19 protein-coding genes and 1 pseudogene are annotated in these 21,007 nt (G+C 68.7%); 11 read left to right on the plus strand and 9 right to left on the minus strand.

The features are described 5' to 3' along the window. Positions 1-13: 13 nt before the first annotated feature. Together J2852_RS28545 and J2852_RS28550 are read right to left on the minus strand one after the other, a co-directional pair. A complete protein-coding gene (locus J2852_RS28545) occupies positions 14-1,102 on the minus strand; it encodes an ABC transporter permease (RefSeq protein ID WP_209882254.1) in 1,089 nt (362 codons plus the stop codon). Positions 1,103-1,269: 167 nt separating this feature from the next. Further along, positions 1,270-2,688, minus strand: a complete 1,419-nt coding sequence (locus J2852_RS28550; protein WP_343206840.1) for a CmpA/NrtA family ABC transporter substrate-binding protein — start codon at positions 2,686-2,688, stop codon at positions 1,270-1,272. Positions 2,689-3,111: 423 nt separating this feature from the next. Here J2852_RS28550 and nirB point away from each other — a divergent pair, with 423 nt between their 5' ends. The 4 genes from nirB to cobA are packed head-to-tail and all read left to right on the plus strand — an operon-like array spanning position 3,112 to position 9,515. After that, complete coding sequence (gene nirB, locus J2852_RS28555) at positions 3,112-5,583, plus strand: nitrite reductase large subunit NirB (RefSeq protein ID WP_209882258.1); 2,472 nt, start codon at positions 3,112-3,114, stop codon at positions 5,581-5,583. Positions 5,584-5,589: 6 nt separating this feature from the next. Then, a complete protein-coding gene (gene nirD / locus J2852_RS28560; RefSeq protein ID WP_209882260.1) occupies positions 5,590-5,952 on the plus strand; it encodes a nitrite reductase small subunit NirD in 363 nt (120 codons plus the stop codon). Continuing rightward, positions 5,945-8,605: a nitrate reductase gene (locus tag J2852_RS28565; protein ID WP_209882262.1), complete on the plus strand. Its 2,661-nt coding sequence runs from the start codon at positions 5,945-5,947 to the stop codon at positions 8,603-8,605. Before nirD ends, J2852_RS28565 begins: the two co-directional genes overlap by 8 nt. Continuing rightward, entirely contained in the window at positions 8,580-9,515 is a 936-nt protein-coding gene (gene cobA, locus J2852_RS28570; RefSeq protein ID WP_209882264.1) for a uroporphyrinogen-III C-methyltransferase, read from the plus strand. Before J2852_RS28565 ends, cobA begins: the two co-directional genes overlap by 26 nt. On the opposite strand, the gene J2852_RS28575 is transcribed toward cobA, so the two are convergent. Then, entirely contained in the window at positions 9,438-10,226 is a 789-nt protein-coding gene (locus tag J2852_RS28575; RefSeq protein WP_209882266.1) for a C40 family peptidase, read from the minus strand. The two genes, cobA and J2852_RS28575, sit on opposite strands and share 78 nt — an antisense overlap. Positions 10,227-10,356: 130 nt before the next feature. Between J2852_RS28575 and J2852_RS28580 the strand changes: the two genes are divergently transcribed. Further along, on the plus strand, positions 10,357-11,205 hold the full coding sequence (locus tag J2852_RS28580) for a hypothetical protein (protein ID WP_209882268.1): 849 nt from the start codon (positions 10,357-10,359) through the stop codon (positions 11,203-11,205). Between the two features lie 373 nt (positions 11,206-11,578). Here the strand turns inward: J2852_RS28580 and J2852_RS28585 are convergent, their stop codons facing one another. The 3 genes from J2852_RS28585 to J2852_RS28595 all read right to left on the minus strand — a co-directional run bounded on the left by J2852_RS28585 (position 11,579) and on the right by J2852_RS28595 (position 16,103). After that, a complete protein-coding gene (locus J2852_RS28585; RefSeq protein ID WP_209882270.1) occupies positions 11,579-12,643 on the minus strand; it encodes an SIS domain-containing protein in 1,065 nt (354 codons plus the stop codon). Positions 12,644-12,827: 184 nt separating this feature from the next. Continuing rightward, positions 12,828-13,622: a response regulator transcription factor gene (locus J2852_RS28590; protein WP_343206841.1), complete on the minus strand. Its 795-nt coding sequence runs from the start codon at positions 13,620-13,622 to the stop codon at positions 12,828-12,830. 405 nt (positions 13,623-14,027) lie between these two features. Continuing rightward, positions 14,028-16,103, minus strand: a complete 2,076-nt coding sequence (locus tag J2852_RS28595) for a YgiQ family radical SAM protein (protein WP_209882271.1) — start codon at positions 16,101-16,103, stop codon at positions 14,028-14,030. 171 nt (positions 16,104-16,274) lie between these two features. Between J2852_RS28595 and J2852_RS28600 the strand changes: the two genes are divergently transcribed. The 3 genes from J2852_RS28600 to J2852_RS28610 are packed head-to-tail and all read left to right on the plus strand — an operon-like array spanning position 16,275 to position 17,434. Further along, positions 16,275-16,583: a hypothetical protein gene (locus tag J2852_RS28600; protein ID WP_209882273.1), complete on the plus strand. Its 309-nt coding sequence runs from the start codon at positions 16,275-16,277 to the stop codon at positions 16,581-16,583. After that, positions 16,580-17,191: a DUF2383 domain-containing protein gene (locus J2852_RS28605; RefSeq protein WP_209882275.1), complete on the plus strand. Its 612-nt coding sequence runs from the start codon at positions 16,580-16,582 to the stop codon at positions 17,189-17,191. Before J2852_RS28600 ends, J2852_RS28605 begins: the two co-directional genes overlap by 4 nt. 36 nt (positions 17,192-17,227) lie before the next feature. After that, complete coding sequence (locus J2852_RS28610; RefSeq protein WP_209882277.1) at positions 17,228-17,434, plus strand: hypothetical protein; 207 nt, start codon at positions 17,228-17,230, stop codon at positions 17,432-17,434. A gap of 62 nt (positions 17,435-17,496) precedes the next feature. Here the strand turns inward: J2852_RS28610 and J2852_RS28615 are convergent, their stop codons facing one another. Then, a complete protein-coding gene (locus J2852_RS28615) occupies positions 17,497-18,444 on the minus strand; it encodes a hypothetical protein (RefSeq protein ID WP_209882279.1) in 948 nt (315 codons plus the stop codon). Between the two features lie 460 nt (positions 18,445-18,904). On the opposite strand from J2852_RS28615, the gene J2852_RS28620 reads away from it, so the two are divergent. The 3 genes from J2852_RS28620 (at position 18,905) to J2852_RS28630 (ending at position 20,118) form a co-directional block, all read left to right on the plus strand. After that, positions 18,905-19,459, plus strand: a complete 555-nt coding sequence (locus J2852_RS28620; RefSeq protein ID WP_246500054.1) for a YcbK family protein — start codon at positions 18,905-18,907, stop codon at positions 19,457-19,459. A 151-nt stretch (positions 19,460-19,610) separates the two neighbouring features. Beyond that, positions 19,611-19,874, plus strand: a complete 264-nt coding sequence (locus J2852_RS28625; protein WP_246500055.1) for a hypothetical protein — start codon at positions 19,611-19,613, stop codon at positions 19,872-19,874. 31 nt (positions 19,875-19,905) lie between these two features. Continuing rightward, positions 19,906-20,118 (plus strand): helix-turn-helix domain-containing protein, encoded by a 213-nt coding sequence (locus J2852_RS28630; RefSeq protein ID WP_209882282.1) that lies wholly within the window; start codon positions 19,906-19,908, stop codon positions 20,116-20,118. A 371-nt stretch (positions 20,119-20,489) separates the two neighbouring features. Here J2852_RS28630 and J2852_RS28635 read toward each other — a convergent pair whose 3' ends face one another. Beyond that, the gene (locus J2852_RS28635) at positions 20,490-20,699 is read right to left on the minus strand and encodes a hypothetical protein (protein WP_209882283.1); all 210 of its coding nucleotides are present in this window, start codon (positions 20,697-20,699) and stop codon (positions 20,490-20,492) included. A gap of 222 nt (positions 20,700-20,921) precedes the next feature. Continuing rightward, positions 20,922-21,007: pseudogene (locus J2852_RS28640) on the minus strand (IS5/IS1182 family transposase); the annotation flags it as partial.

The following is a 21,007-nucleotide window of genomic DNA, read 5'->3' on the forward strand; positions in this document are numbered from 1 at the left end:
ATCGGGGTCTCCTTCAGCGCGAGCCGGTGTGGGTGACGGCGGCCTGGAAGGCCAGCATGACGCGGTCGAGCAGGAAGCCGATCAGGCCGATGGTGAAGACGGCGACCATGATCCTGGCCAGCGAGGAGGAGGAGCCGTTCTGGAACTCGTCCCACACGAACTTGCCAAGGCCGGGGTTCTGCGCCAGCATCTCCGCCGCGATCAGCACCATCCAGCCCACGCCCAGCGACAGCCGCAGGCCGGTGAAGATGTAGGGCAGCGCCGAGGGCAGCACGAGGCGGCGGACCATCGTCGGGGCTGACAGTTGCAGCACCTTGCCGACGTTCATCAGGTCCTTGTCGATGGACGACACGCCGACGGCGGTGTTGATCAGCGTCGGCCACAGAGAGCACAGCGTGACCGTGATGGCCGACGTCAGGAAGGACTTCTCGAAGGTCGGGTTGTCGCTGGAGATGGTGGCGCTGACCACCATGGTCACCAGCGGCAGCCACGCCAGCGGCGACACCGGCTTGAACAGCTGGATCAACGGGTTCATGGCGGCGTTGACGGTGCGCGACAGGCCGCAGGCCACGCCCAGCGGCACGGCGACCAGCGCGCCCAGCAGGAAGCCGGTGAAGACCGTTTTCAGGCTGGTCAGGATCTGATCGAGATAGGTGGGCTTGCCGGCGTAGGTGCGGGTCTTCACCTCCGCCGCCGGATCCTTCGCCAGGATCTCGGCGTTGCGCTTGGCCTGCCGTTCATAGAAAGCGGCTTCCTTGGCGCGTTCCGCCCGGTGGTCGGCGTGGAGGTTGCCGACCTGCTCCCACACCTGCGCCGGGCCGGGGATGGCGCCCAGGCTGGTGTTCACCTGCGGGGCCAGCCACGCCCAGGCGGCGATGAACAGCAGGATCGCGGTCAGCGGCACGCCCAGCTGGCGCCACAGCTCCAATCCCTGCTGGCGCGGGTTCTCGCCCGCCGCCATGCGCAGGATGGGGCCGAGCCAGCCGAGCCCGATGATCTGCAAGGTGCCGGCGGCGCGGTTCAGGGCGTGGATGCGGCGGGCCTTGCGCTGGGCGCGCAGGGCGTCGGAGGACGTGCCGGCGGTATCGGTGACGCTCGTCATGGTGTTTGTCTTTCCGTTCGGCGCGCGCTGCGGGCCCCCACCCCGACCCTCCCCTATCTGCGGCGGGGGAGGGAGCTTGGGATGGCCCTCCCCGTCGAAGATGGGGGAGGGAGGGGACCCGCGCGTCAGCGCGGGGAGGGTGGGGGCTCGCGGCTGGCGCTTTGGTCTCATCCACCGATGGAGGGGGCGCCGACCAGTTGGCCGCCTTCGACCTTCTGCGGCCCCTTCAGGCCGATGGGCAGCTTGGACAGGTAGTCGTTGGGCTTGCGGCCGTCGTAGGCGATGCCGTCGATGAAGCCGTTGTCGACCGGCTTGTAGCCGTCGCTGGTCCAGGGGAAGTCGTTCGGATTGGCCTTGCCGTCCTCGACCAGCAGCTTGGCGGCCTTCAGGTAGATGTTCGGCTTGTAGACCTTGCGGGCGGTCTCGTCGTACCAGGCGTCCGGCTTGGCCTCGGCGATCTGGCCCCAGCGGCGCATCTGCGTCAGGTACCACACGGCGTCGGAGTAGAAGGGATAGGTCGCGTTGTAGCGGAAGAAGACGTTGAAGTCGGGAACCGGCCGCTTGTCGCCCTTCTCATACTCGAAGGTGCCGGTCATGGAATTGGCGATGACCTTGGCATCGGCGCCGACATACTCGGACTTCGCCAGGATCTTCACCGCCTCGGCGCGGTTGGCGTTGTTGTTCTCGTCCAGCCACATGGCGGCACGGATCAGCGCCTTGACCAAGGCCAGGTGCGTGTTCGGGTTCTTGGCCGCCCAGCCCTCGGTCACGCCGAAGACCTTTTCCGGGTTGTTCTTCCAGATCTCCAGGTCGGTGACGACCGGCACGCCGATGCCCTTCATCACGGCCTGCTGGTTCCACGGCTCACCCACCGAGTAGCCGAAGATGGTGCCGGCCTCCAGCGTCGCCGGCATCTGCGGCGGCGGGGTGACGGACAGCAGCGCGTCAGCCTGGATCTGCCCCGACACGTCGGTCGGCGCGTAATAGCCGGGGTTGATGCCGCCGGCCGCCAGCCAGTAGCGAAGCTCGTAGTTGTGGGTGGAGACGGGGAAGACCATGCCCATGGTGAAGGGCTTGCCCGCCGCGCGGTACTCCGCGATCACCGGCTTCAGCGCGTCGGCCTTGATGGGGTGGACCGGCTTTCCGTCGGCACCCTTCGGGACGTGGGCCTTCATCTTCTCCCACACCTCGTTCGATACGGTGATGCCGTTGCCGTTCAGGTCCATGGAGAAGGCAGTGACGACGTTCGCCTGGGTGCCGAAGCCGATGGTCGCACCCAGCGGCTGGCCGGCCAGCATGTGGGCGCCGTCCAGCTCGCCGGAGATGACGCGGTCGAGCAACACCTTCCAGTTCGCCTGCGGCTCCAGCGTCACCGACAGGCCCTCGTCCTCGAAGAAGCCCTTTTCGGCGGCGATGGCCAGTGGGGCCATGTCGGTCAGCTTGATGAAGCCCAGCTTCAGCTGGTCCTTTTCGACGTTGAGCGGAGCGGCGTGGGCCATTTTTGTGATGGGGGCCATACCCATCGCCAGGGTGATGGCGGTCGCGGCCAGAAGGGCGGTGCGGGAAAAAGCGGGAATACGGATCACGTCGGTCGCTCCATCTCTCGTGCCAAGCGAAGGCATTGGGCGAATGGGATGGACGCACCGCCGATGGCGCGTCCCGCCCTTCGTCTGGCAAGGACCATGCCAAAGGCTCTATCCGTGTCGGAAATCAGCCCCAAAGGCTTGGCGTGCGTGAGCGGACGCGGTTGAAGCGATGTTGACTTATTAGTACCTAGGTCGTTGTGCGCTGCACAAATTGTCAGCTTTCGGACCGATTTTTGTTCGAAGCTCGACAAAAGGGCCTGTCGTGATTGCGACACAATGGCCCCTGACCAGCTATGGGTATGACCTGGAAAGCGCGAAACTCCGCCATTTCGGATCGTGTATCATCCCTTGGTGCCGGTTCTGGCACGGCCCTTGCCAGAAGGTCTGGACTTCCCCGGACAGGCTCGGACGAGGGCACATGGCATGACCACCCACACCACTTCCCCCCAGACCTCCCGCAAGCGGCTCGTCGTCGTCGGCAACGGCATGGCCGGCATCCGCACACTCGAAGAGCTGCTGGCCAAGGCGCCCGGCCGCTTTGAGATCACCGTCTTCGGCGCCGAGCCGCACCCCAATTACAACCGCATCATGCTCTCCCCGGTGCTGGCCGGCGAGAAGACCTTCGAGCAGATCGTGCTCAACGGCCGCGACTGGTACGAGGCCAACGGCATCACCCTGTTCACCGGCGACCCGGTCGAGTCCATCGATCGCGAAAAACGCACCGTCACCGCCATGTCCGGCCGCACCGTGGCCTACGACACACTGCTCATCGCCACCGGTTCGACCCCCTTCATCATCCCGGTGCCCGGCGCCGACCGGCTCGGCGTGGTTGGCTTCCGCGACCTCGCCGACGTTGAAACGATGCTGGAGGCGGCGGCGCAGGGTGGCCGCGCCGTGGTCATCGGCGGCGGTTTGCTCGGGCTGGAGGCGGCCAACGGCCTGAAGGTCAAGGGCATGGACGTGACCGTCGTGCACCTGATGGACACGCTGATGGAGCGCCAGCTCGACCGCTCGGCCGGCACCCTGCTGCAGCGCGAGCTGGAGCGGCGCGGCATCGCCGTGCTGACCGGAGCCGACACCGCCGAAATTTTGGGCAATTCGCGCGTTTCCGGCGTTCGCCTAAAAGATGGGCAGGTTCTCCCGGCGGATCTGGTGGTCATGGCCGTGGGCATCCGCCCCAACATGGCGTTGGCCAAGGCGGCCGGGCTGGCCTGCGGGCGCGGTCTTCAGGTCGATGACGCCATGCGCACGTCGGACCCGGCGATCTACGCGGTCGGCGAGTGCGTCGAGCATCGCGGCCAGACCTACGGCCTGGTCGCCCCGCTGTTCGAGATGGCCAGGGTCGCCGCCGACCGGTTGGCCGGGGGCGAGACCAGCGCCTACACCGGCTCGGTCACCGCGACCAAGCTGAAGGTCACCGGCGTGGACGTGTTCTCGGCCGGCGACTTTTCCGGCGGCGCGGGCTGCGAGGACATCGTGTTCCGCGACGCCGCGCGCGGCGTCTACAAGCGCGTCGTGGTCAAGGGTGACCGCCTGCTGGGCGCCGTGCTGTACGGCGACACCAAGGATGGCGGCTGGTATTTCCAGATGCTCAAGGACGGCGCGGATGTCTCAGCCGTGCGCGATACCTTGATCTTCGGCCAGGGATTTGGCGGAGGCGAGGGAACGGCAAACCCTAAGGCGGCCGTTGTAGCGCTCCCGGACAGTGCGGAGATCTGCGGCTGCAACGGCGTGTGCAAGGGCACCATCGTCCAGGCGATCACCGAGAAGGGGCTGAGCAGCCTGGACGAGGTGCGCGCCCACACCAAGGCCTCGGCGTCGTGCGGCAGCTGCACCGGGCAGGTCGAGCAGCTGCTGGCCGTGACGCTGGGCGACGGCTACGCCGGGGAGGCGAAGGCCAAGCCCATGTGCAAGTGCACCGACCGCACCCACGACGAGGTGCGCCGGGCCATCGCGGCGCTGGAGCTGAAGACGATTCCCGACGTGATGCAGCGGCTGGAATGGAAGACGCCGGACGGCTGCCACCACTGCCGCCCCGCGCTGAACTACTACCTGCTGTGCCAATGGCCGGGGGAATACAAGGACGATTACCGCTCGCGCTACATCAACGAGCGGGTGCACGCCAACATCCAGAAGGACGGAACCTATTCGGTGGTGCCGCGCATGTGGGGCGGGCTGACCAACGCCAAGGAGCTGCGGGCCATCGCCGACGTGGTGGAGAAGTTCGCCATCCCCACGGTGAAGGTCACGGGCGGCCAGCGCATCGACCTGTTCGGGGTGAAGAAGGAGGACCTGCCGGCGGTGTGGGCCGACCTGAACGCGGCCGGGATGGTGTCGGGACACGCCTACGCCAAGGGGCTGCGCACAGTGAAGACCTGCGTCGGGTCGGAATGGTGCCGCTTCGGCACACAGGACTCAACGGGCCTGGGGGTAAAGCTGGAGCGGCTGACCTGGGGCACCTGGACGCCGCACAAGGTGAAGCTGGCTGTGTCCGGCTGCCCGCGCAACTGCGCCGAGGCGACGATCAAGGACCTCGGCGTGGTGTGCGTGGACAGCGGCTACGAACTGCACGTCGGCGGCAACGGCGGCATGCATGTCCGGGCCTGCGACCTGCTGGTCAAGGTGGCCACGGAGGCCGAGGTGCTGGAGTACACCGGCGCCTACATGCAGCTGTACCGTGAGGAGGCGCGCTATCTGGAGCGCACCGCGCCGTGGCTGGAGCGGGTCGGGCTCGACTACGTCAAAAAGCGCCTCGTCGATGACCCCGAGAGCCGGAAGGCGCTGAACGCCCGCTTCCTGTTCTCGCAGACCTTTTCCCAGGACGACCCGTGGGCCGAGCGGGCCAGCGGCGCCGTCGACCGTCATGAATTCGCGCCGCTCGCGCAGGTGGGGTAATCAGCCATGGACCAGTCGATCAAGGGAACCGCCGCCGATTGGATCGAGGTCGGCCGTGTCGAGGACATCCCGCGCCAGGGCAGCCGGATCGTGAAGACCGGCCGGGGCGACATCGCCCTGTTCCGCACCGTCGCGGACGAGGTGTTCGCGCTGGAGGACCGCTGCCCGCACGGTGGCGGCCCGCTGTCGCAGGGCATCGTGCATGGGGCGCGGGTGACCTGCCCGCTGCACAGCTGGGTCATCGACCTCGCCAGCGGTGAGGCGGTCGGCCCCGACGAGGGCTGCGCCGGCCACTGCCCGGTGCGGGTGGTGGGCGGCGTGGTGCATCTGGGGCTGATGGCCTTCAAGGAGGGCTGCGGCCATGAGTGAAAGGACGGTCCGCACCACCTGCCCCTACTGCGGGGTGGGCTGCGGGGTACTGGCGACGGTGGCGGAAGACGGTTCCCTTGGGGGTTCCGTCACCGTGCGCGGCGACCCCGACCACCCGGCCAACAAGGGCCGCCTCTGCTCCAAGGGCACCAACCTGCCGGACACGTTGGGGCTTGAGGGCCGATTGCTCCACCCGGAGGTGGACGGGCGGCGCGCGACTTGGGACGAGGCCATCGCCGCCGTTGCTGGCCGCCTGTCTCAGACCATCGAACGGCACGGGCCGGACTCGGTCGCCCTCTACGTCTCCGGTCAGCTCTTGACCGAAGATTATTATGTGGCCAACAAACTGGTGAAGGGATTCCTAGGAACCGCCAACATCGATACGAATTCACGCCTATGTATGGCGTCGAGCGTGGCGGGGCACAAGCGCGGTTTCGGCGCCGACGCGGTGCCGGTGACCTATGAGGATCTGGAGCTTGCCAACCTGATCGTGCTGGTCGGATCCAACCTTGCATGGTGCCATCCCATACTCCATCAACGTGTGCTGGCGGCAAGACAGGCACGCGAAACGCGCATTTTCGTCGTGGACCCGCGCCGAACGGCGGCGGTGGACGGGGCGGATGGGCACCTCGCCATCCGGCCGGGGACGGACGCGGCGCTGTTCAACGGGCTGCTGGTGCATCTGGCCGATCGCGGCGTCATCGACGCCCGCTTCGTCGCCGAGAACACCGCCGGCCTCGCCAAGACGCTGGAGGCCGCCCGCGCCGACGCGCCGTCGGTCGAGCAGGTTGCCGCCGTCTGCGATTTGCCGGCCGAACAGGTCGTCGCCTTCTACGCTGAATTTGAAACAACCCGGCGTGTCGTCACCGTCTACTCCCAGGGCGTGAACCAGTCGTCGCAGGGAACGGACACGGTCAACGCCATCCTGAACGTCCACTTTCTGACCGGCCGCATCGGCCAGCCGGGCATGGGACCCTTCTCCGTCACCGGCCAGCCCAACGCCATGGGCGGGCGCGAGGTCGGCGGGCTCGCCAACCAGCTGGCCGCCCACATGGGCTTCGAGCCGGAGGAGGTGGACCGCGTCCGCCGCTTCTGGAACGCCCCGGCCATGGCGACCAAGCCGGGGCTGAAGGCGGTGGACCTGTTCCGCGCGGTGGACGAGGGCCGCGTGCGCGCCGTCTGGGTCATGGCGACCAACCCCGCCGTCAGCATGCCGGGCGCCGGCCGCCTGCGCCAGGCGCTGGAGAAATGCGAGACGGTCATCGTTTCCGATTGCATCGCTGATACCGATACGGGCCGCCTCGCCCACATTCGCCTGCCGGCGGCGGGGTGGAGTGAGAAGGACGGCACCGTCACCAACTCCGACCGCACCATCTCCCGCCAGCGGGCCTTCCGGCCGCTGAGCGGCGAGGCGCGGCCGGACTGGTGGATCGTCACCCAGGTCGCCCGCGCCATAGGCTTTGCTGAGGCTTTCCCCTATGAGACCCCGGCCCATGTGTTCCGTGAGCACGCCGCCCTCTCCGCTTTCGAAAACGGCGGTGCGCGCGCCTTCGACATCGGCGATCTGGCCGATCTGACCGACGCTGAATTTGAAACGCTCGCCCCCGCGCCCTGGCCGCGCCGGCTGGGCGGGGAGCCGACGCGGCGGCTTTACACCGACGGGCGGTTCTTCACGGCGGACGGGCGGGCGCGCTTCGTGCCGGTCACCTCGCGCCCCCTGCCCCGCTCCCGGAGCACCGGTTCGCTGATGTTGAACAGCGGCCGGCTGCGCGACCAGTGGCACACCATGACCCGCACGGGGCTGTCGCCGCGCCTGTCCGCCCACGCGCCGGAACCCTGCCTGGACATCCACCCCGCCGACGCCGAGGCGCGCGGTCTGACGGACGGAGGGCTTGCCCGCATCGCCACCAGCGTCGGCACGGCGCTGGCCCGCGTCCGCGTGACCGAGGCGCAACGGCCGGGTGAGGTCTTTCTGCCCATGCACTGGACCGACCGCTTCACCGGCTCCTGCGTCATCGGCCGGCTGGTGGATGACGAGGCGGTGGACCCCGTGTCCGGCCAGCCGGACCTAAAGCGCATGCCGGTCACGGTTGAAGCTTACGCCCCCGCCTGGACCGGCTTCCTGATCACCCGCGAAGCCGTGGAGCCGTCCCACGGCGGCTATTGGTCCCGCCGCGCCGTTCCCGGCGGCCACCTGATCGAGCTGGCCGGCGAAGGCGCCCTGCCCGACCTGGACGCGCTGGCCTTCGGCTTTGCCGGTGCGACCGTGGACTACAGCGACGGTGCGCGCGGGATCTTGCGCCGGGCGTGGCTGACGCACGACCGGCTGGAAGCCTGCCTGTTCCTCTCGGCCAGCGGCGGGTTGCCGGGGCGCGGCTGGCTGGTGGAGCTTCTGTCGGCCGAGGCGCTGGAGGCTCCAGCCCGCCGGGCGCTGCTGTCCGGCCGTTCCCCGGTGCCGATGGTGGACGAGGGGCGGACGGTCTGTTCCTGCTTCGGCGTCGGCATCAACCGCCTCGTCGCCGCGATCCAAAGCCAGCGTCTGACCACCGTTCAGGAGGTCGGGCAGGCGCTGAAGGCCGGCACCAACTGCGGCTCCTGCATTCCCGAAATCAAGGAGGTCATCGCCGATGCCCAGCGTTGCCACGTGGCGTGATGCCGCTCCCCCGGGAAAGCGTTTCAACTTCATCGTAGCCCTTGGGGCGTTCCTGCGGGAACGGCTGGACGCCGTCCTCCGTCCGCGCGCGGCGGATCCGGCCGCAAATCCCGTTGCCGCGGTGGCCGGCGGGCGCGGGCACGTCGCGCTGGTCGGGGCCGGACCGGGGGATCCGGATCTGCTGACCGTGGCGGCGGCGCGGGCCATCGGCCAAGCCGATGTGATCCTCTACGACCATCTGGTCGGCGCCGGCATCCTGGCATTGGCGCGGTCAGGGGCGGATCTGGTCTGTGTCGGCAAGCGGTCGGGCAAGCACTCCCACCGGCAGGAGGCGATCAACGCCCTGATCGAGGCGCACGCGCGCACCGGCCGCCGCGTGGTGCGGCTGAAGGGCGGGGACCCGATGATCTTCGGCCGGGCCGGCGAGGAGATCGAGCATCTGGAGGCGGCGGGCATCGGCGTGACCGTGATCCCCGGCGTCACCGCCGCGCTGGGCTGCGCGTCCAGCGCCGGGGTATCCCTGACCCGGCGCGGGGTGTCGCGCGCGGTGACCTTCGTGACCGCCCACGCGCGGGAGGGCGACGCGACCGAACCCGACTGGACGCGGCTGGCCGACCCGCAGGGCACGCTGGCGATCTACATGGGCCGCGAGCTGGCCCGGCGCGCCGGGCGCGGGCTGACCAGCGGCGGCCTGCCGGCGGACACGCCGGTGCTGGCCGTGGAGAACGGCTGCCGGCCCGACGAGCGGCACTATTGGACCACGCTTGGCGCCATGGCCGAGCGTGGCGTCCCGGCGGGCGAGGGGCCGACGCTGCTTCTGGTTGGCCGTGCCCTAGAGAGCCGGGCGGCGCACGCCGGTGATGGCCTCCGCACGGGCGGCCACGTTGGCCAAGGGCTCGATGGTCACTGACATGGTGAAGACGGTGGCGTGCAGCAGGCTCGCCCCGTCCAGCATCAGCCCGACATGGCCGGGGAAGAACACCACGTCGCCGCGCCGGTACTCCACCCCCTGCCCGTCCGTCGAAATCATGGGACCGATGCTCTCGTCGTTGCGCTGCATGCCGCTGCTGTGGTGCGTGACGATCCCGGCCGCACCCAGCGCCACCTGGACAAGGCCGGAGCAGTCGATGCCGAAGCCGCTGCGCCCGCCCCAGACGTAGGGGGTGCCGAGGAAGCGGGCTGCGGTTTCCACCGGCTCCTTGTTCTTCGGTTTGGCGACGGGTTCCAGATGCTTGCCGAAGACCCACAGGCCGGTGTCCAGGCGGCACCAGCCGCCGTATCCGTTGTCATCGGTGGCATCCACCGTCACGGCGCTGCCGAAGCTGAGCGTCCCGACCGGCACCGCCTTATGGGCGGGGGCCGGGTGCAGGTTGCTGCGCGGGCCGACCACGCGGTGGGTCGGGGCCACGGGCTTGCCGACCGTCGTGCCCGGCGGCAGCCAGCCGACATGACCATCGGTTCGGTTCTCCGCCTTCAGCCAACCGCCCTCCTCGGCCAGCAGGGCGAAGGTCTCGCCGAACAGCATCTCGCTGGTCTGCGGCACGCCGTCGCGCGGCTCCTCCAGCAGGACGGCGTGGGGGGCTTTCAGCTGACGGATGGGGCGGGTCTGTGCTTCAGTCATGCCAACGACGCTAGTGCCGCCCCCGCCGGAATGCAAGCCAGGGGACCAATCACGGCATCCCTGTCACAGCGGTGGCTTTGCTATGGACACCAGCGGCCGTAGGGCGGCGGCCGGTGATCAGGAGGAGGCTATGGCTTATCGTTTGATGATGGGGCTTGCGGCGGTGATGCTGTTGGCGGGTACCGGCATGGCCGAGGCTGCCCCGCCCCGCTGCGAGAACATCACCGTCGAGGACATGCGCCGGAACTGCTTCGAGCGTGTCGAACGCTGCGAGCCGCTGAAGAGCGCCGCCGAGCGCGACGAGTGCTATCGCGGCACCAAGCCGAACGCCAATGCCAACGCGAGCTCCAACATGAATTCCAGCGCGGCGCAGAACGGGCCCATCCGCCTGACGCGGCCGGACGCGGCGGCCGGATCGGCGCCCCCGCCGCCGCCCGCCCCGCCGCCGGCTCCCGCGCCGGTGGTCGTCCGGCCGAACCAGCCGCCGGTGATCGCATCCCCGCCGCCCGTTCCGCAGGCCATTCCGCAGCCTGCGCCGAAGGCCGAACCGGTGCCCGCCCCGGTGCCGGCCCCGGTTGTCGTCCGCCCTGCCCCGCCGGTCCCGGTTTCGCCGGCGGCCGTCGCCCCGGCTCCGCGTCCGCCGCAGGGGAACGGGATCCAGGGGACTGGACTGGACGCGGTGCGCGGTTTCTACGACGCGCTGGCCCAGGCCGACGGCGCACGGGCCAACGGCTTTCTGGTGCCGGAAAAGCGCAACAGCGGCGCCTATGAGATCACCTCGCTGAGCCGCTTCTACGGCGCTATGCGGGAACCCCTGCGCCTGCTCTCCGCCGATCCGATTGGGCCGGACGCCTTCCGGGTCCGCTACCACTACGTCTACGTCAACGGCCGCGTCTGCGACGGCGGCGCTGAGGTGACGCTGTCCCGCCGCGAGGGAGCCCTGCTGATCGAACGCATCAAGGCGCTGAACGGCTGCTGAGCGGCGTGTGCCCATGTGAGGTCCATTGTGCAGCATTGTGCGGATTGTGCAGAGCCGGGCTTCTGCACAATGGGCTAAAATCGCTCTTTTGACGTTCAGGGTCAGCGCCTTGCGCTGATTGGTTCGTGTGCGTTCGTGTAGCGGTCGCTGCACAACGGAACGTGCACGAAGGAATTCGTCGCGCGGTCGTCCGTTGGGAACGGTCGCACGGCGAATGGGCGCGGGTTTGGCGTTGATGGGATGAGCGTAATGGATTGGGTGGGGTGAAGCAAGGGCGGGGGGTTCTTCTCCGCTCGGTTGCTGCCGTGGGCCCCCATCCCGGCCTTCCCCCACCTTCGGCGGGGGAAGGAGATGAAAGCCCTTTGCGACGCCTTCACACCGTTTTCGTCACCTTGCTCAGCGCCGGGGGATTGTCGGGGTCAAGGCCACGGTCCACGGCGGCGTCGGCGGCCAGCCGGTAGAACGCTTGCGCGGTCGCCAGTGGGTCGAGCATCGGGTGCAGCGGGGCCGGCAAGGGCAGGGGCGTGTGGGCGAGGTCCAGCGCTTCGGGCAGGGCGGAGGCCACCAGCAGGTGCGCGCCCTGGTCGCGCAGGCGGTGGGCGACGTCGAGGACGCCGGGCAGGGTCTCGTCCCTCTGCGCCAGCAGCAGCACGGGGAAGCCGTCGTGGACCAGCGCCACGGGGCCATGCAGAAGCTCCGCCGCGCTCAGCGCCTCGGCGTGCAGCAGGCAGGTTTCCTTCAGCTTGGTCGCCATCTCCTGCGCTACGGGGAAACCGTAGCCACGCGCCGTCACCAGCATGGACCGGGCGCGGGCCAGGACCGGGCGGGCCGCCGACCAGTCGGCGGACGCGGCTTGGCGCAGCCGGTCGGGCAGGGCGGCGAGCGCGCTGTCGAAAGCTGGATCCGGGGGGGCCGGATCCGGCCGCCACGCGGCGACCAGCGACGCAGAGGCGGACAGGCTGCACAGAAAGCTCTTGGTCGCGGCGACCGACCGTTCCGGGCCGGCCAGCAGCGGCAGGACATGCTCGGCGGCGTGGGCGAGGGGGGAGTCCTCCTCGTTGACCAGGGCCAGCGTGACGGCACCGGCCGCGCGGGCATGCTCGACCACGGCGCGGAGGTCGGGGCTCTGGCCGGACTGGGAGACGGTCAGGACCAGCGCGTCCTTCAGTCGCAAATGGGCGCCGTAGAGCGTGACGGAGGAAGGCGCCGCCGGCCCGGTGACGAGGCCGAGGGCGGTCTCGAACAGGGCGCGGGCGTAGTTCGCGGCGTGGCCGGAGCTGCCGCGCGCCACCGTCACGGCAAAGGCCGGCGGACGGGCGCGAAGCGTCTCGGACAGTTGGGCGAGGCGGGGTGCGTTGGCGGCGAGTTGCGCCGCGATCCGGTCGGGGGACGACAGCGCCTCGGCCCGCATGAGGCTGGCGGGCGGGTGATCGGACATGATGAAGCCAAGTCCCTGTTCGTAGTCTTGTGGCCGTATTCTTGTGGAAGGCAGGGTAGACCATTCCCGCGCCGCTGGGCAGAGCGCGGGTGTCGCGGGCGCTGGTCCGTCCGGTGAACCGCGTTCGTAGTCTTGTGGCCGTATTCTTGTGGCCGCAGTCTTGTGGCGCTCCCGGCTGGGGGGCTTACACGAACAGCCCGGCGCGGGCGGCGGCCATGGTGACCTGAGTGCGGTTGCGGGCCTTCAACTGCTGCATGATGGCGCGGACATGCACCTTCACCGTCCCTTCCAAAACGCCCAGCTCGCGGGCGATCTCCTTGTTCGACTGGCCGGCAATCAGCAGGCGCAGAACTTCCTGCTGGCGGTCGGTTAGGGCGCCCAGCCATTCGGCGGCGGAGCGCGTGGCGGTGCCGCCGGGCGATGGGGGCCGTTCCATGGGAGACGGCGATATGGGAAGCGGCGGAGGTATCGGGGCCGCACTGGGGGGTATCGGGCGTGGGGCGTAGGTGCCGCCGTTCAGGACCAGCGGAAGCGCGTGTTCCAGCACGTCGGCGTTGCACCATTTCGGCAGGAAGCCGCTGGCCCCGGCCCCAATGCAGTCGCCGACGATGGTGGGGTCGGACGAGCCGGTGATGACCAGGACGGGCACCGTCCCGATGGCCTCCAGCATGAGACGCAGGCCGGGCAGCCCTTCGGCGTCGGGCAGGCCCAGGTCGTAGATGACCGCCGAGAGCGTGCCTGCCTCGCGCACGATTTGCAGGGCTTCGGTCAGGCTGCCGGCCTCGAAGATGAGCGCGTCGGGAAAGCGGGTGAGGATGGTCAGGGCAAGACCGCGCCGCAGCAGCGCGTGATCGTCGACCAGCAGGATGCGGGAAGCCGGGACGGTCTCCGGCGATTGTGTGTCGTTGGCCGTCAGGCCTGATGAATGCCGGACTGTGCCCGGGACTGCGCCATGTCCGTCCGGTGTGCGTCTCTGCACCGCGGTCCCTCCCTCTTTCTTTGTCCAGCTGCGCTGGGGCACACCGACCCGTGCGGCGCGCCCGGCGGGTCGCAGTGCTCCGAAAACAGGCGGATTCAGAATGCGTTGTCTCCCAAATGGACCTGTTCGGACGGGGGAAAGGGCGGGCGCGCTTCAGCAGCGCGCCCGCGAGGCCGATGAGGTCAGCAGGAGAGGAGCAGGAGTGTTCTTGCCACCGGAACCTGGAGGAATCCCCGGCGGGACGCCTTCAGGGGTGGGCGGGACGCTTGGGGAAGCGAGGCGCGATCTCTCGTCGATCTCTCGTCGGAAAGGACGCCGTGGACTGTCCCGCCCACCGCTCATCAGAACAGCGGCACCGGGAACAAGGCATCCTGAACCGAACGCCTTATGCCGGTGGGGATAGGCCTATGCCCGACGACCAGAGGGCTTGCCGCCCGGCTTTTGCGGCTTCAGGGGTCGGCGGCCCTTGCCGGCCTGCTGGGTGTAGAAGGTCTGGCCGGGGCGCGGCTTCGGCCCGTCGCTCTTGGTCCCCGCCTTTGCGGTGGTGCCGGCGGGCTGCCACGCGGGGATCAGCTGCTGTTCGCCGGGGCCGATCAGGTCGGCGCGGCCCATGCGCTTCAGCGCGTCGCGCAGGATCGGCCAGTTCTCCGGATCGTGGTAGCGCAGGAAGGCCTTGTGCAGGCGGCGCTGCTTCAGCCCCTTGGCCGAGAAAACCTCTTCGGAGCCGGTGCGGCGCACGGGGCGGAGCGGGTTGCGCTCGCTGTGGTACATGGCGGTGGCCAGCGACATGGGCGAGGGCAGGAAGGTCTGCACCTGATCGGCCTTGAAGCCGTTCCGCTTCAGCCACAGGGCGAGGTTCATCATGTCCTCGTCCGTGGTGCCGGGGTGGGCGGCGATGAAGTAGGGGATCAGGTACAGCTTCTTGCCGGCGTCCTTCGCGGCCTTTTCGAACATGGCCTTGAAGCGGTCGTAGGTGCCGATGCCCGGCTTCATCATCTTCGACAGCGGACCGGTTTCGGTGTGCTCCGGCGCGATCTTCAGGTAGCCGCCGACGTGGTGGGTGACCAGTTCCTTCACATACTCCGGGCTCTTGACCGCGAGGTCGTAGCGCAGGCCCGAAGCGATGTTGATCTTCTTCACGCCGGGAATGGCGCGCGCCTTGCGGTAGAGCTGGATCAGCGAGGAATGGTCGGTGTTCAGATTCTTGCATACGTCCGGATAGACGCAGGACGGACGGCGGCAGACCTTCTCGATCTCCTTGTCCTTGCAGGCCATGCGGTACATGTTCGCGGTCGGCCCGCCCATGTCGGAGATGACGCCGGTGAAGCCCTTCACCTTGTCGCGGATCTCCTCGATTTCCTTGAGGATGGAGCCTTCGGAGCGGCTCTGGATGATGCGGCCCTCATGTTCGGTGATGGAGCAGAAGGAGCAGCCGCCGAAGCAGCCGCGCATGATGTTGACCGAGAAGCGGATCATCTCCCACGCCGGGATGCGCGCGTCGCCGTAGGACGGGTGCGGCGCGCGGGCGTAGGGCAGGCCGTAGACGCCGTCCATCTCCGCCGTGGTCAGCGGGATCGGCGGCGGCGTCAGCCACACCTCGCGGTCGCCGTGGCGCTGGACCAGGGCGCGGGCGTTGCCGGGGTTGCTCTCCTGGTGCAGCACGCGCGACGCGTGGGCGTAGAGGGTCTTGTCCTCGGTCACCTGTTCGAAGGAGGGCAGGCGGACGACGGTGCGCTCGGCCCCTTCGGCGCGCGGGGTGGCCGGGGTCAGCTCGTCGATGCTGCTTGAATCGATGACGGTCCAGCCGTCGGGGACGGCGTTGCGGATGATCGCCGTGCCGCGGATGTCGTCCATCTCGCGCGGGCGCTGGCCGTCGGCGATGCGGCGCGCGACCTCCACGATGGCGCGTTCGGCGTTGCCGTAGCAGAGGATGTCGGCCTTGGCGTCCACGATGATGGAGCGGCGGATCTTCTCGCTCCAATGGTCGTACTGGGCGATGCGGCGCAAGGACGCCTCAATGCCGCCCAGCACGATGGGCACGTCCTTGTAGGCTTCGCGGCAGCGCTGGGCGTAGACGATGACCGCGCGGTCGGGGCGCTTTCCGCCCTCGTCGTTCGGCGTGTAGCTGTCGTTGCTGCGAATGCGGCGGTCGGCCGTGTAGCGGTTCACCATGGAGTCCATGTTGCCGCCGGTCACGCCGAAGAACAGGTTGGGCTTGCCCAGCGCCTTGAACGGCTCCGCGCTGTTCCAGTCCGGCTGCGCGATGATGCCGACGCGGAAGCCCTGCGCCTCCAGCAGGCGGCCGATGATCGCCATGCCGAAGCTGGGGTGGTCCACATAGGCGTCGCCCGTCACCACGATGATGTCGCAGCTGTCCCAGCCGAGCCGATCCATCTCCGCCCGCGTCATGGGCAGGAAGGGGGCAGGCTTGCGGGTCTCCGTCCTGAATTTCGGGAAGGAGAAGATGTTGGGAGCGGTCATCTGCATGGCGCCAGTCATAAACGGTTCGGTCCGCGATTCCTATAGCGGTCCGCTCGGATATTGGTCGCCGCTAGTTGGGAACGGGGGGAGCGCGCCACAAGAGGGGAACGGGGGTGGCGGTACCCTGTTGGGACGGAGGAGACCAGAAGCCCAACAGACAGGAGGCCCGGCATGAGTCCCGACAAGCGGCACGGCGACCAGCGGGATGAACCGCTCGATATTCCGACGACCCGCGATGACCATTCCACCGACTTGGAGAAAGGCGGCTTCCAGAACGTCGAAGGGCCTGGTGCCCGGCGCGGGGAACGCGGCATCTCCAGCGCCCCCGGCAGCGAGGAGGCCCGCGCGCTCGACCGGGGCGAGGAGGCGGACGAGCTTGAGCAGCGCGGGCTCGACGTCGGGCCAGGCGTGGACTCAGCGACGACCGGCAGCCCGAACGCCCCGACCACCGGCACCGGCAAGCAGGGCGGGGTCACATGACGAGGATGTTGGGAACGAGGATGCTGGTCGAGCGGACGGCGCCGGACGCGGCGGCCCTCCAGGCGGAGCTGACCGACCTGCTGCAACTGGAGCATGACGCTCTGCCCGCCTATTCGGTGGCGATCATGGCCCTGCACGACGCCCGCCTGCGGGAGGAGTTGCGCGCCCATCGCGCCGACCATGAGCGGCACGTGGAGGACCTGTCCGCCCTGATTCGCGCGCGGGGCGGCATTCCCCTGCGGTTGCCGCACATGCCCACGGGCCTGTTCAAGCTGGCGGTGCAGGCGGCCGGCGCGCCGGGCGGCGACCGCGCGGTGCTGCTGGCCTTCGTCTCCAACGAATGGCAGTCGCAGGAAAAGTACGCCCGCCACGCCGCCCGCCCGCACGATCCGGAGGTCGCCGCCCTGCTGCGTCGGCATGCCGACGACGAGGCGCGGCACTACGCCTGGGCGCTGGACGCACTGGAGGCGATGGGCTGCGGCACCGGCACACCGGTCGGCCGGATGACGAAGGCCTTCGCGCGCTTCCACGGCTCCACCGCCGACGCGGTCGAGGCCGCCGGGCGTGTCGCCCTGGAAACGGTGGTGCGGACCCTGCGCGCGGCGTGAGCGTTTCACCATGGAACGATCAATGTGAGGGACCTCATGGCAGAGACACCGCAGAACCAGAAACCGGAGAACCAGAAGCTCAAGGACGACAGCGCCGCCGGGACCGAAGCCCCGATGGAGGACCGCAGCAAGACCCCCGGCGACGGCGCCTTGCAGGATGCCGTTCCCGCCGGTCTGTCGTCGGATGAACTGCGCAAGCGCGCCGAGGACACCGAGGGGTCGGTTCAGCCGGGCACGGGCTGACGCCGTCATCATACGACGTCGTATGATGAAGCCGCGCCGTCCGAAATCGCCGAGGTTCGGGATTATCGGGCGGCGTGGCGCGAGGACACCGCTTCGAACAGGGGACCTTGCGGGTCGGCGAAGGGAGCGACGATCCCGGCGGCGAGTTCCTGGGGCGCTTCCAGCCGTTCGCTGCGGGGCAGGGGGCGGTCGAACCGCTCCGTCCACAGAACGGCGCCGGATGATTGGTCCGTCAGGTGGACCAGGACGCGCGCCTTGTCCTCCCAGACCAGAAGGCTGCCGGTCAGGCGCAATTCCGGTGTCGAGGCGGTCGTCGTTCTCGGCAGGTCCAGATGCACGGCAAGGCCGGCGCGGTTGGACAGCCCGCGCAACAGTTCGTCGGTCAGGACCGCCGCCATGGCTTCGGCGTCGGGCACCTCGCCCAGGGCGCGGAAGGGAACCACCAGGATGCCGGTGTGCCGTGGCGGCAGGGCGAGCGCCAGCGCTTCCTCCGGCGCGGGGTCCGGCGGCTTGCCGGAGGCGGACAGCAGACCCGCCGCGCCGAAGGCGAGCAGGAGGGCAATCCCGGCGGCGAGCACCGGCCGCTTGTGGAAGGCCCGTCGGGCGATGAGCGGGGCGGCGGGCGCGCCCTCGATTGGAACAGGAACGGCCGTGGCCTCGAAGGTCGGGGCGTAGCCGCCCTTGGGGATGGCGATGCGGATGGGATCGTCGCGGCCGGCGGTCAGGTAGTAATGTTCCAGGCTGCGGCGCAGGCGGCCGGCCTCCAGCCGCACGATGGGATCGGACTGCGGGTCGAAGCTGGCGTCGCGGTTGAAGACGCTGACGGCGATGCAGTAGGCCTTGATCTGCTGCGTCCGCCCGGCCAGGGACTCCTCCACCACATAGCGCAGGAAGCGCCGGTTGCGCTCCGACGCGTCGAACTGGTCGTTGGCCAGGATGCGGTCGAGCTGCGCGCGGATGGCGCGCTCATCCAACGTCCAGGACGGTATGGGGGGCGTGCCGTCGGCCATCCGGTCGTCTTTCGGAACGTGAAAAGAAGCTTGGGCGTGGGTTCGTCGCGAAATATCGTGCCGTGGGAAAGTATTGTTTCACCGCTTTGGCTGCTCTGTCCATCCCGATATTGCGGTTGTGATCGGCCATTATTGGAAAAATCAGGGATGATCCTCGAACGATTGGAGATGATCCTTACCCCATTGTTGAGGGTGCCGGCCCGAAGTCGTTCGGCGTCGCGCGGGGCTGGGCCAAGGGTATGTTACCGTACGTGACTTAACCCGTGGCGGATGGGCTGGCCAAAATGCCCCTTCCGCAGCGCGTTCGCGTGCCGGGACTGTGTCGCCGAGGACACGTTGCCTTGCGGATCGCGTTCCCGCAGGCCGACTTTTCCCGCCTTTCGCTGTTGCGGCATCGGTGAACCTTCAAGCCGGTGAGGACATGTCCCCCCAAACACCTCTTTCCAATCAAAAAACAACATTGTCGGGCGGTGCGGCGGTGTCGCGCCGGGGGCTTCTCGGGCTGGGCGCCGCCGTCGTCGCGATGGGCGTCGGCGGGGCGCGCCCGGCCGCCGCGTGGGAACCGGAGCCGGAGCGGGTGGTGCGCCTCTACAACTGCCAGACGGGAGAGATTTTTGACGGGGTCTACTGGGCCGAAGGGCGCCCGGTGGCCGAAGCGCTGGCGCGCATCGACTGGATCCTGCGCGATCACAGCAGCGACGACTGCCGCCGCATCGACCTCGCGCTGCTGCACCGGCTGTCGGCGATGCAGGAGAAGCTGGAATCCGAGCGGCCGTTCGAGGTGCTATCCGCCTTCCGCTCGCTGGAGACGAACCGGCGGCTGCTCGGCCAGGGCGCCTCGGTGACCAGCCTGCATCTGGAAGGGAAGGCGGTGGATCTGCGGCTGCCGGGGCGGCGCGCTTCGGACCTTTACAAATGCGCCCTGTCCTTCGGCAGCGGCGGGGCCGGCTGCTACCCCGGCCGGGGCTTCGTGCATGTGGACACCGGGCCGACGCGGCGCTGGGTCGGGGCGTGAACGGGAAAAGCTGGCCATCCGATAGGGCGCCGTCCGTTGCGCCATGAGCCTTTCTACAGATGGATAGTAGGCCGTTGGCCTGATTGTGGCCGGGGGTCGGGCTCTGTCACCATATCCGAAAAAAGAGAACAACGCTCTTTGGGAGGAGCCCATGATGACCCCTTTTGACAATGCCACGCCTCTATCCGGCCGGCTGCACGTCCAGGCGGATCGCGCCCAGATGGCGCAGGCCCGGACGCTGGCCGGCTGGATCGCCCTGCTCGCCGAAGACCGTGGGCTGGACGAGCGTGGCGTTGCCGATGCCACGGATCTCGACATCGAGGACGTGCGGGCCATCCTCAGCGGCGTCGTCTTCATGATGCCGCTTACGACGCTCGACCGCGCGCTGCGCCGCCTGGAAGGACGCGCGCATTAAGCCTCAGGGCCGAAAGAAGGGAGAAAGTGCCATGCACAGCGAATCCCGCGAACAGCAACACCACCACAAACGCGAAGCGGCCAGCCGCATCCGCCGCGCCGCCGAGCAGCGTCATCTCGACGCCGGTGACATCGCCCGCTTGACCGGGCTGCCGCCGGGTCAGGCGCGGGCCATCCTCTCCGGCTTCGGCGATACGGTGCCGCTGCGCGCCCTCGACCGCACGGCGACCGCCCTGTCGGACTGAACGGGACGCGGAGCAACAGCCTTTGGGGCCGCCGCCTTCGGGACTGCCTTTGGGCGGGGGCGCGGTTGCTCCGCCTTCGGTTCCGGCGCGTCGGGAATGGCCGACAGGGCGGCGGCGAAGTCGGGGTGGGAGCCAAGCGCGCGATAATCGCCGTCGGTCCCCAGCGCGAAAGCCGTCCATCCGTCGGCGGTCCGCTGGATCCGGCCGATCTCGGCTTTGGTCCGGCCGCTCGTCACCCGGATGCCGGGCGGTGGAGCGGACATAAGTTCTGCTTTTGTTCTCATGAGGGCCAGCATACCGAAACGAAAACGGCGGCGCAACCAACCGGTGCGCCGCCGTTTTGCTGGCTTGTGCCGTGTTCTTGTCGGGCGTCAGGCCACCGCGAGAACGTCGAGGTAGATGTTCGCCGGCTCGCTCAGGTGGATGCGGTAGAGCATGCCGGTCTGATCGACGATCACGTTGGCGACGGGGTTCTTGGCCGCCATGTCGGCGACGGCGGCGCGGACGTTGCGCGGCAGTGCGTCGAGTTCGACGTCGCGGTAGCTGCCCTTGTCCGAAAGCTTAACGGTGGTCTGGCCCATGGTCAGGCGCCCTGTTTACTGGTGTTCCGTTGCGATGCGCGGAAGATGCGCCCGGCCGGTTGAGGAATCGTTAAGCATAATCGCCGTGGACGCAGCCCAGCCGCGCGCGCCCCGCATTGATAATTCCGGAATAAAAGGACGGCCGGCAGCGAGGCTGTCGGCCGCAAGTTCGGGCACGGGAAGGGGAGAGGGGAAAGCGTTGCTGCTGGGCGTTAAGAGCGCCTAACAAAACCATTTCTGGACGAAGCGCCAGCAGATGAGGCTGGCGGCGATGTGATGGAAGGCGGAGAAGATGTCGGCGCGCCGCT

It is taken from the genome of Azospirillum soli (assembly GCF_017876165.1).
Taxonomy (GTDB): Bacteria; Pseudomonadota; Alphaproteobacteria; order Azospirillales; family Azospirillaceae; genus Azospirillum; species Azospirillum soli.

What these genes read in the sequence shown, in the direction of transcription:
- J2852_RS28575 (WP_209882266.1), bottom strand. Translation starts at nt 10,226, where the DNA reads ATGACTGAAGCACAGACCCGCCCCATCCGTCAGCTGAAAGCCCCCCAC.
- J2852_RS28585 (WP_209882270.1), bottom strand. Translation starts at nt 12,643, where the DNA reads ATGTCCGATCACCCGCCCGCCAGCCTCATGCGGGCCGAGGCGCTGTCG.
- cobA (WP_209882264.1), top strand. Translation starts at nt 8,580, where the DNA reads ATGCCCAGCGTTGCCACGTGGCGTGATGCCGCTCCCCCGGGAAAGCGT.
- J2852_RS28605 (WP_209882275.1), top strand. Translation starts at nt 16,580, where the DNA reads ATGACGAGGATGTTGGGAACGAGGATGCTGGTCGAGCGGACGGCGCCG.
- J2852_RS28565 (WP_209882262.1), top strand. Translation starts at nt 5,945, where the DNA reads ATGAGTGAAAGGACGGTCCGCACCACCTGCCCCTACTGCGGGGTGGGC.
- nirD (WP_209882260.1), top strand. Translation starts at nt 5,590, where the DNA reads ATGGACCAGTCGATCAAGGGAACCGCCGCCGATTGGATCGAGGTCGGC.
- J2852_RS28635 (WP_209882283.1), bottom strand. Translation starts at nt 20,699, where the DNA reads ATGGGCCAGACCACCGTTAAGCTTTCGGACAAGGGCAGCTACCGCGAC.
- J2852_RS28600 (WP_209882273.1), top strand. Translation starts at nt 16,275, where the DNA reads ATGAGTCCCGACAAGCGGCACGGCGACCAGCGGGATGAACCGCTCGAT.
- J2852_RS28580 (WP_209882268.1), top strand. Translation starts at nt 10,357, where the DNA reads ATGGCTTATCGTTTGATGATGGGGCTTGCGGCGGTGATGCTGTTGGCG.
- J2852_RS28545 (WP_209882254.1), bottom strand. Translation starts at nt 1,102, where the DNA reads ATGACGAGCGTCACCGATACCGCCGGCACGTCCTCCGACGCCCTGCGC.
- J2852_RS28630 (WP_209882282.1), top strand. Translation starts at nt 19,906, where the DNA reads ATGCACAGCGAATCCCGCGAACAGCAACACCACCACAAACGCGAAGCG.
- J2852_RS28610 (WP_209882277.1), top strand. Translation starts at nt 17,228, where the DNA reads ATGGCAGAGACACCGCAGAACCAGAAACCGGAGAACCAGAAGCTCAAG.
- nirB (WP_209882258.1), top strand. Translation starts at nt 3,112, where the DNA reads ATGACCACCCACACCACTTCCCCCCAGACCTCCCGCAAGCGGCTCGTC.
- J2852_RS28615 (WP_209882279.1), bottom strand. Translation starts at nt 18,444, where the DNA reads ATGGCCGACGGCACGCCCCCCATACCGTCCTGGACGTTGGATGAGCGC.
- J2852_RS28625 (WP_246500055.1), top strand. Translation starts at nt 19,611, where the DNA reads ATGATGACCCCTTTTGACAATGCCACGCCTCTATCCGGCCGGCTGCAC.
- J2852_RS28595 (WP_209882271.1), bottom strand. Translation starts at nt 16,103, where the DNA reads ATGACCGCTCCCAACATCTTCTCCTTCCCGAAATTCAGGACGGAGACC.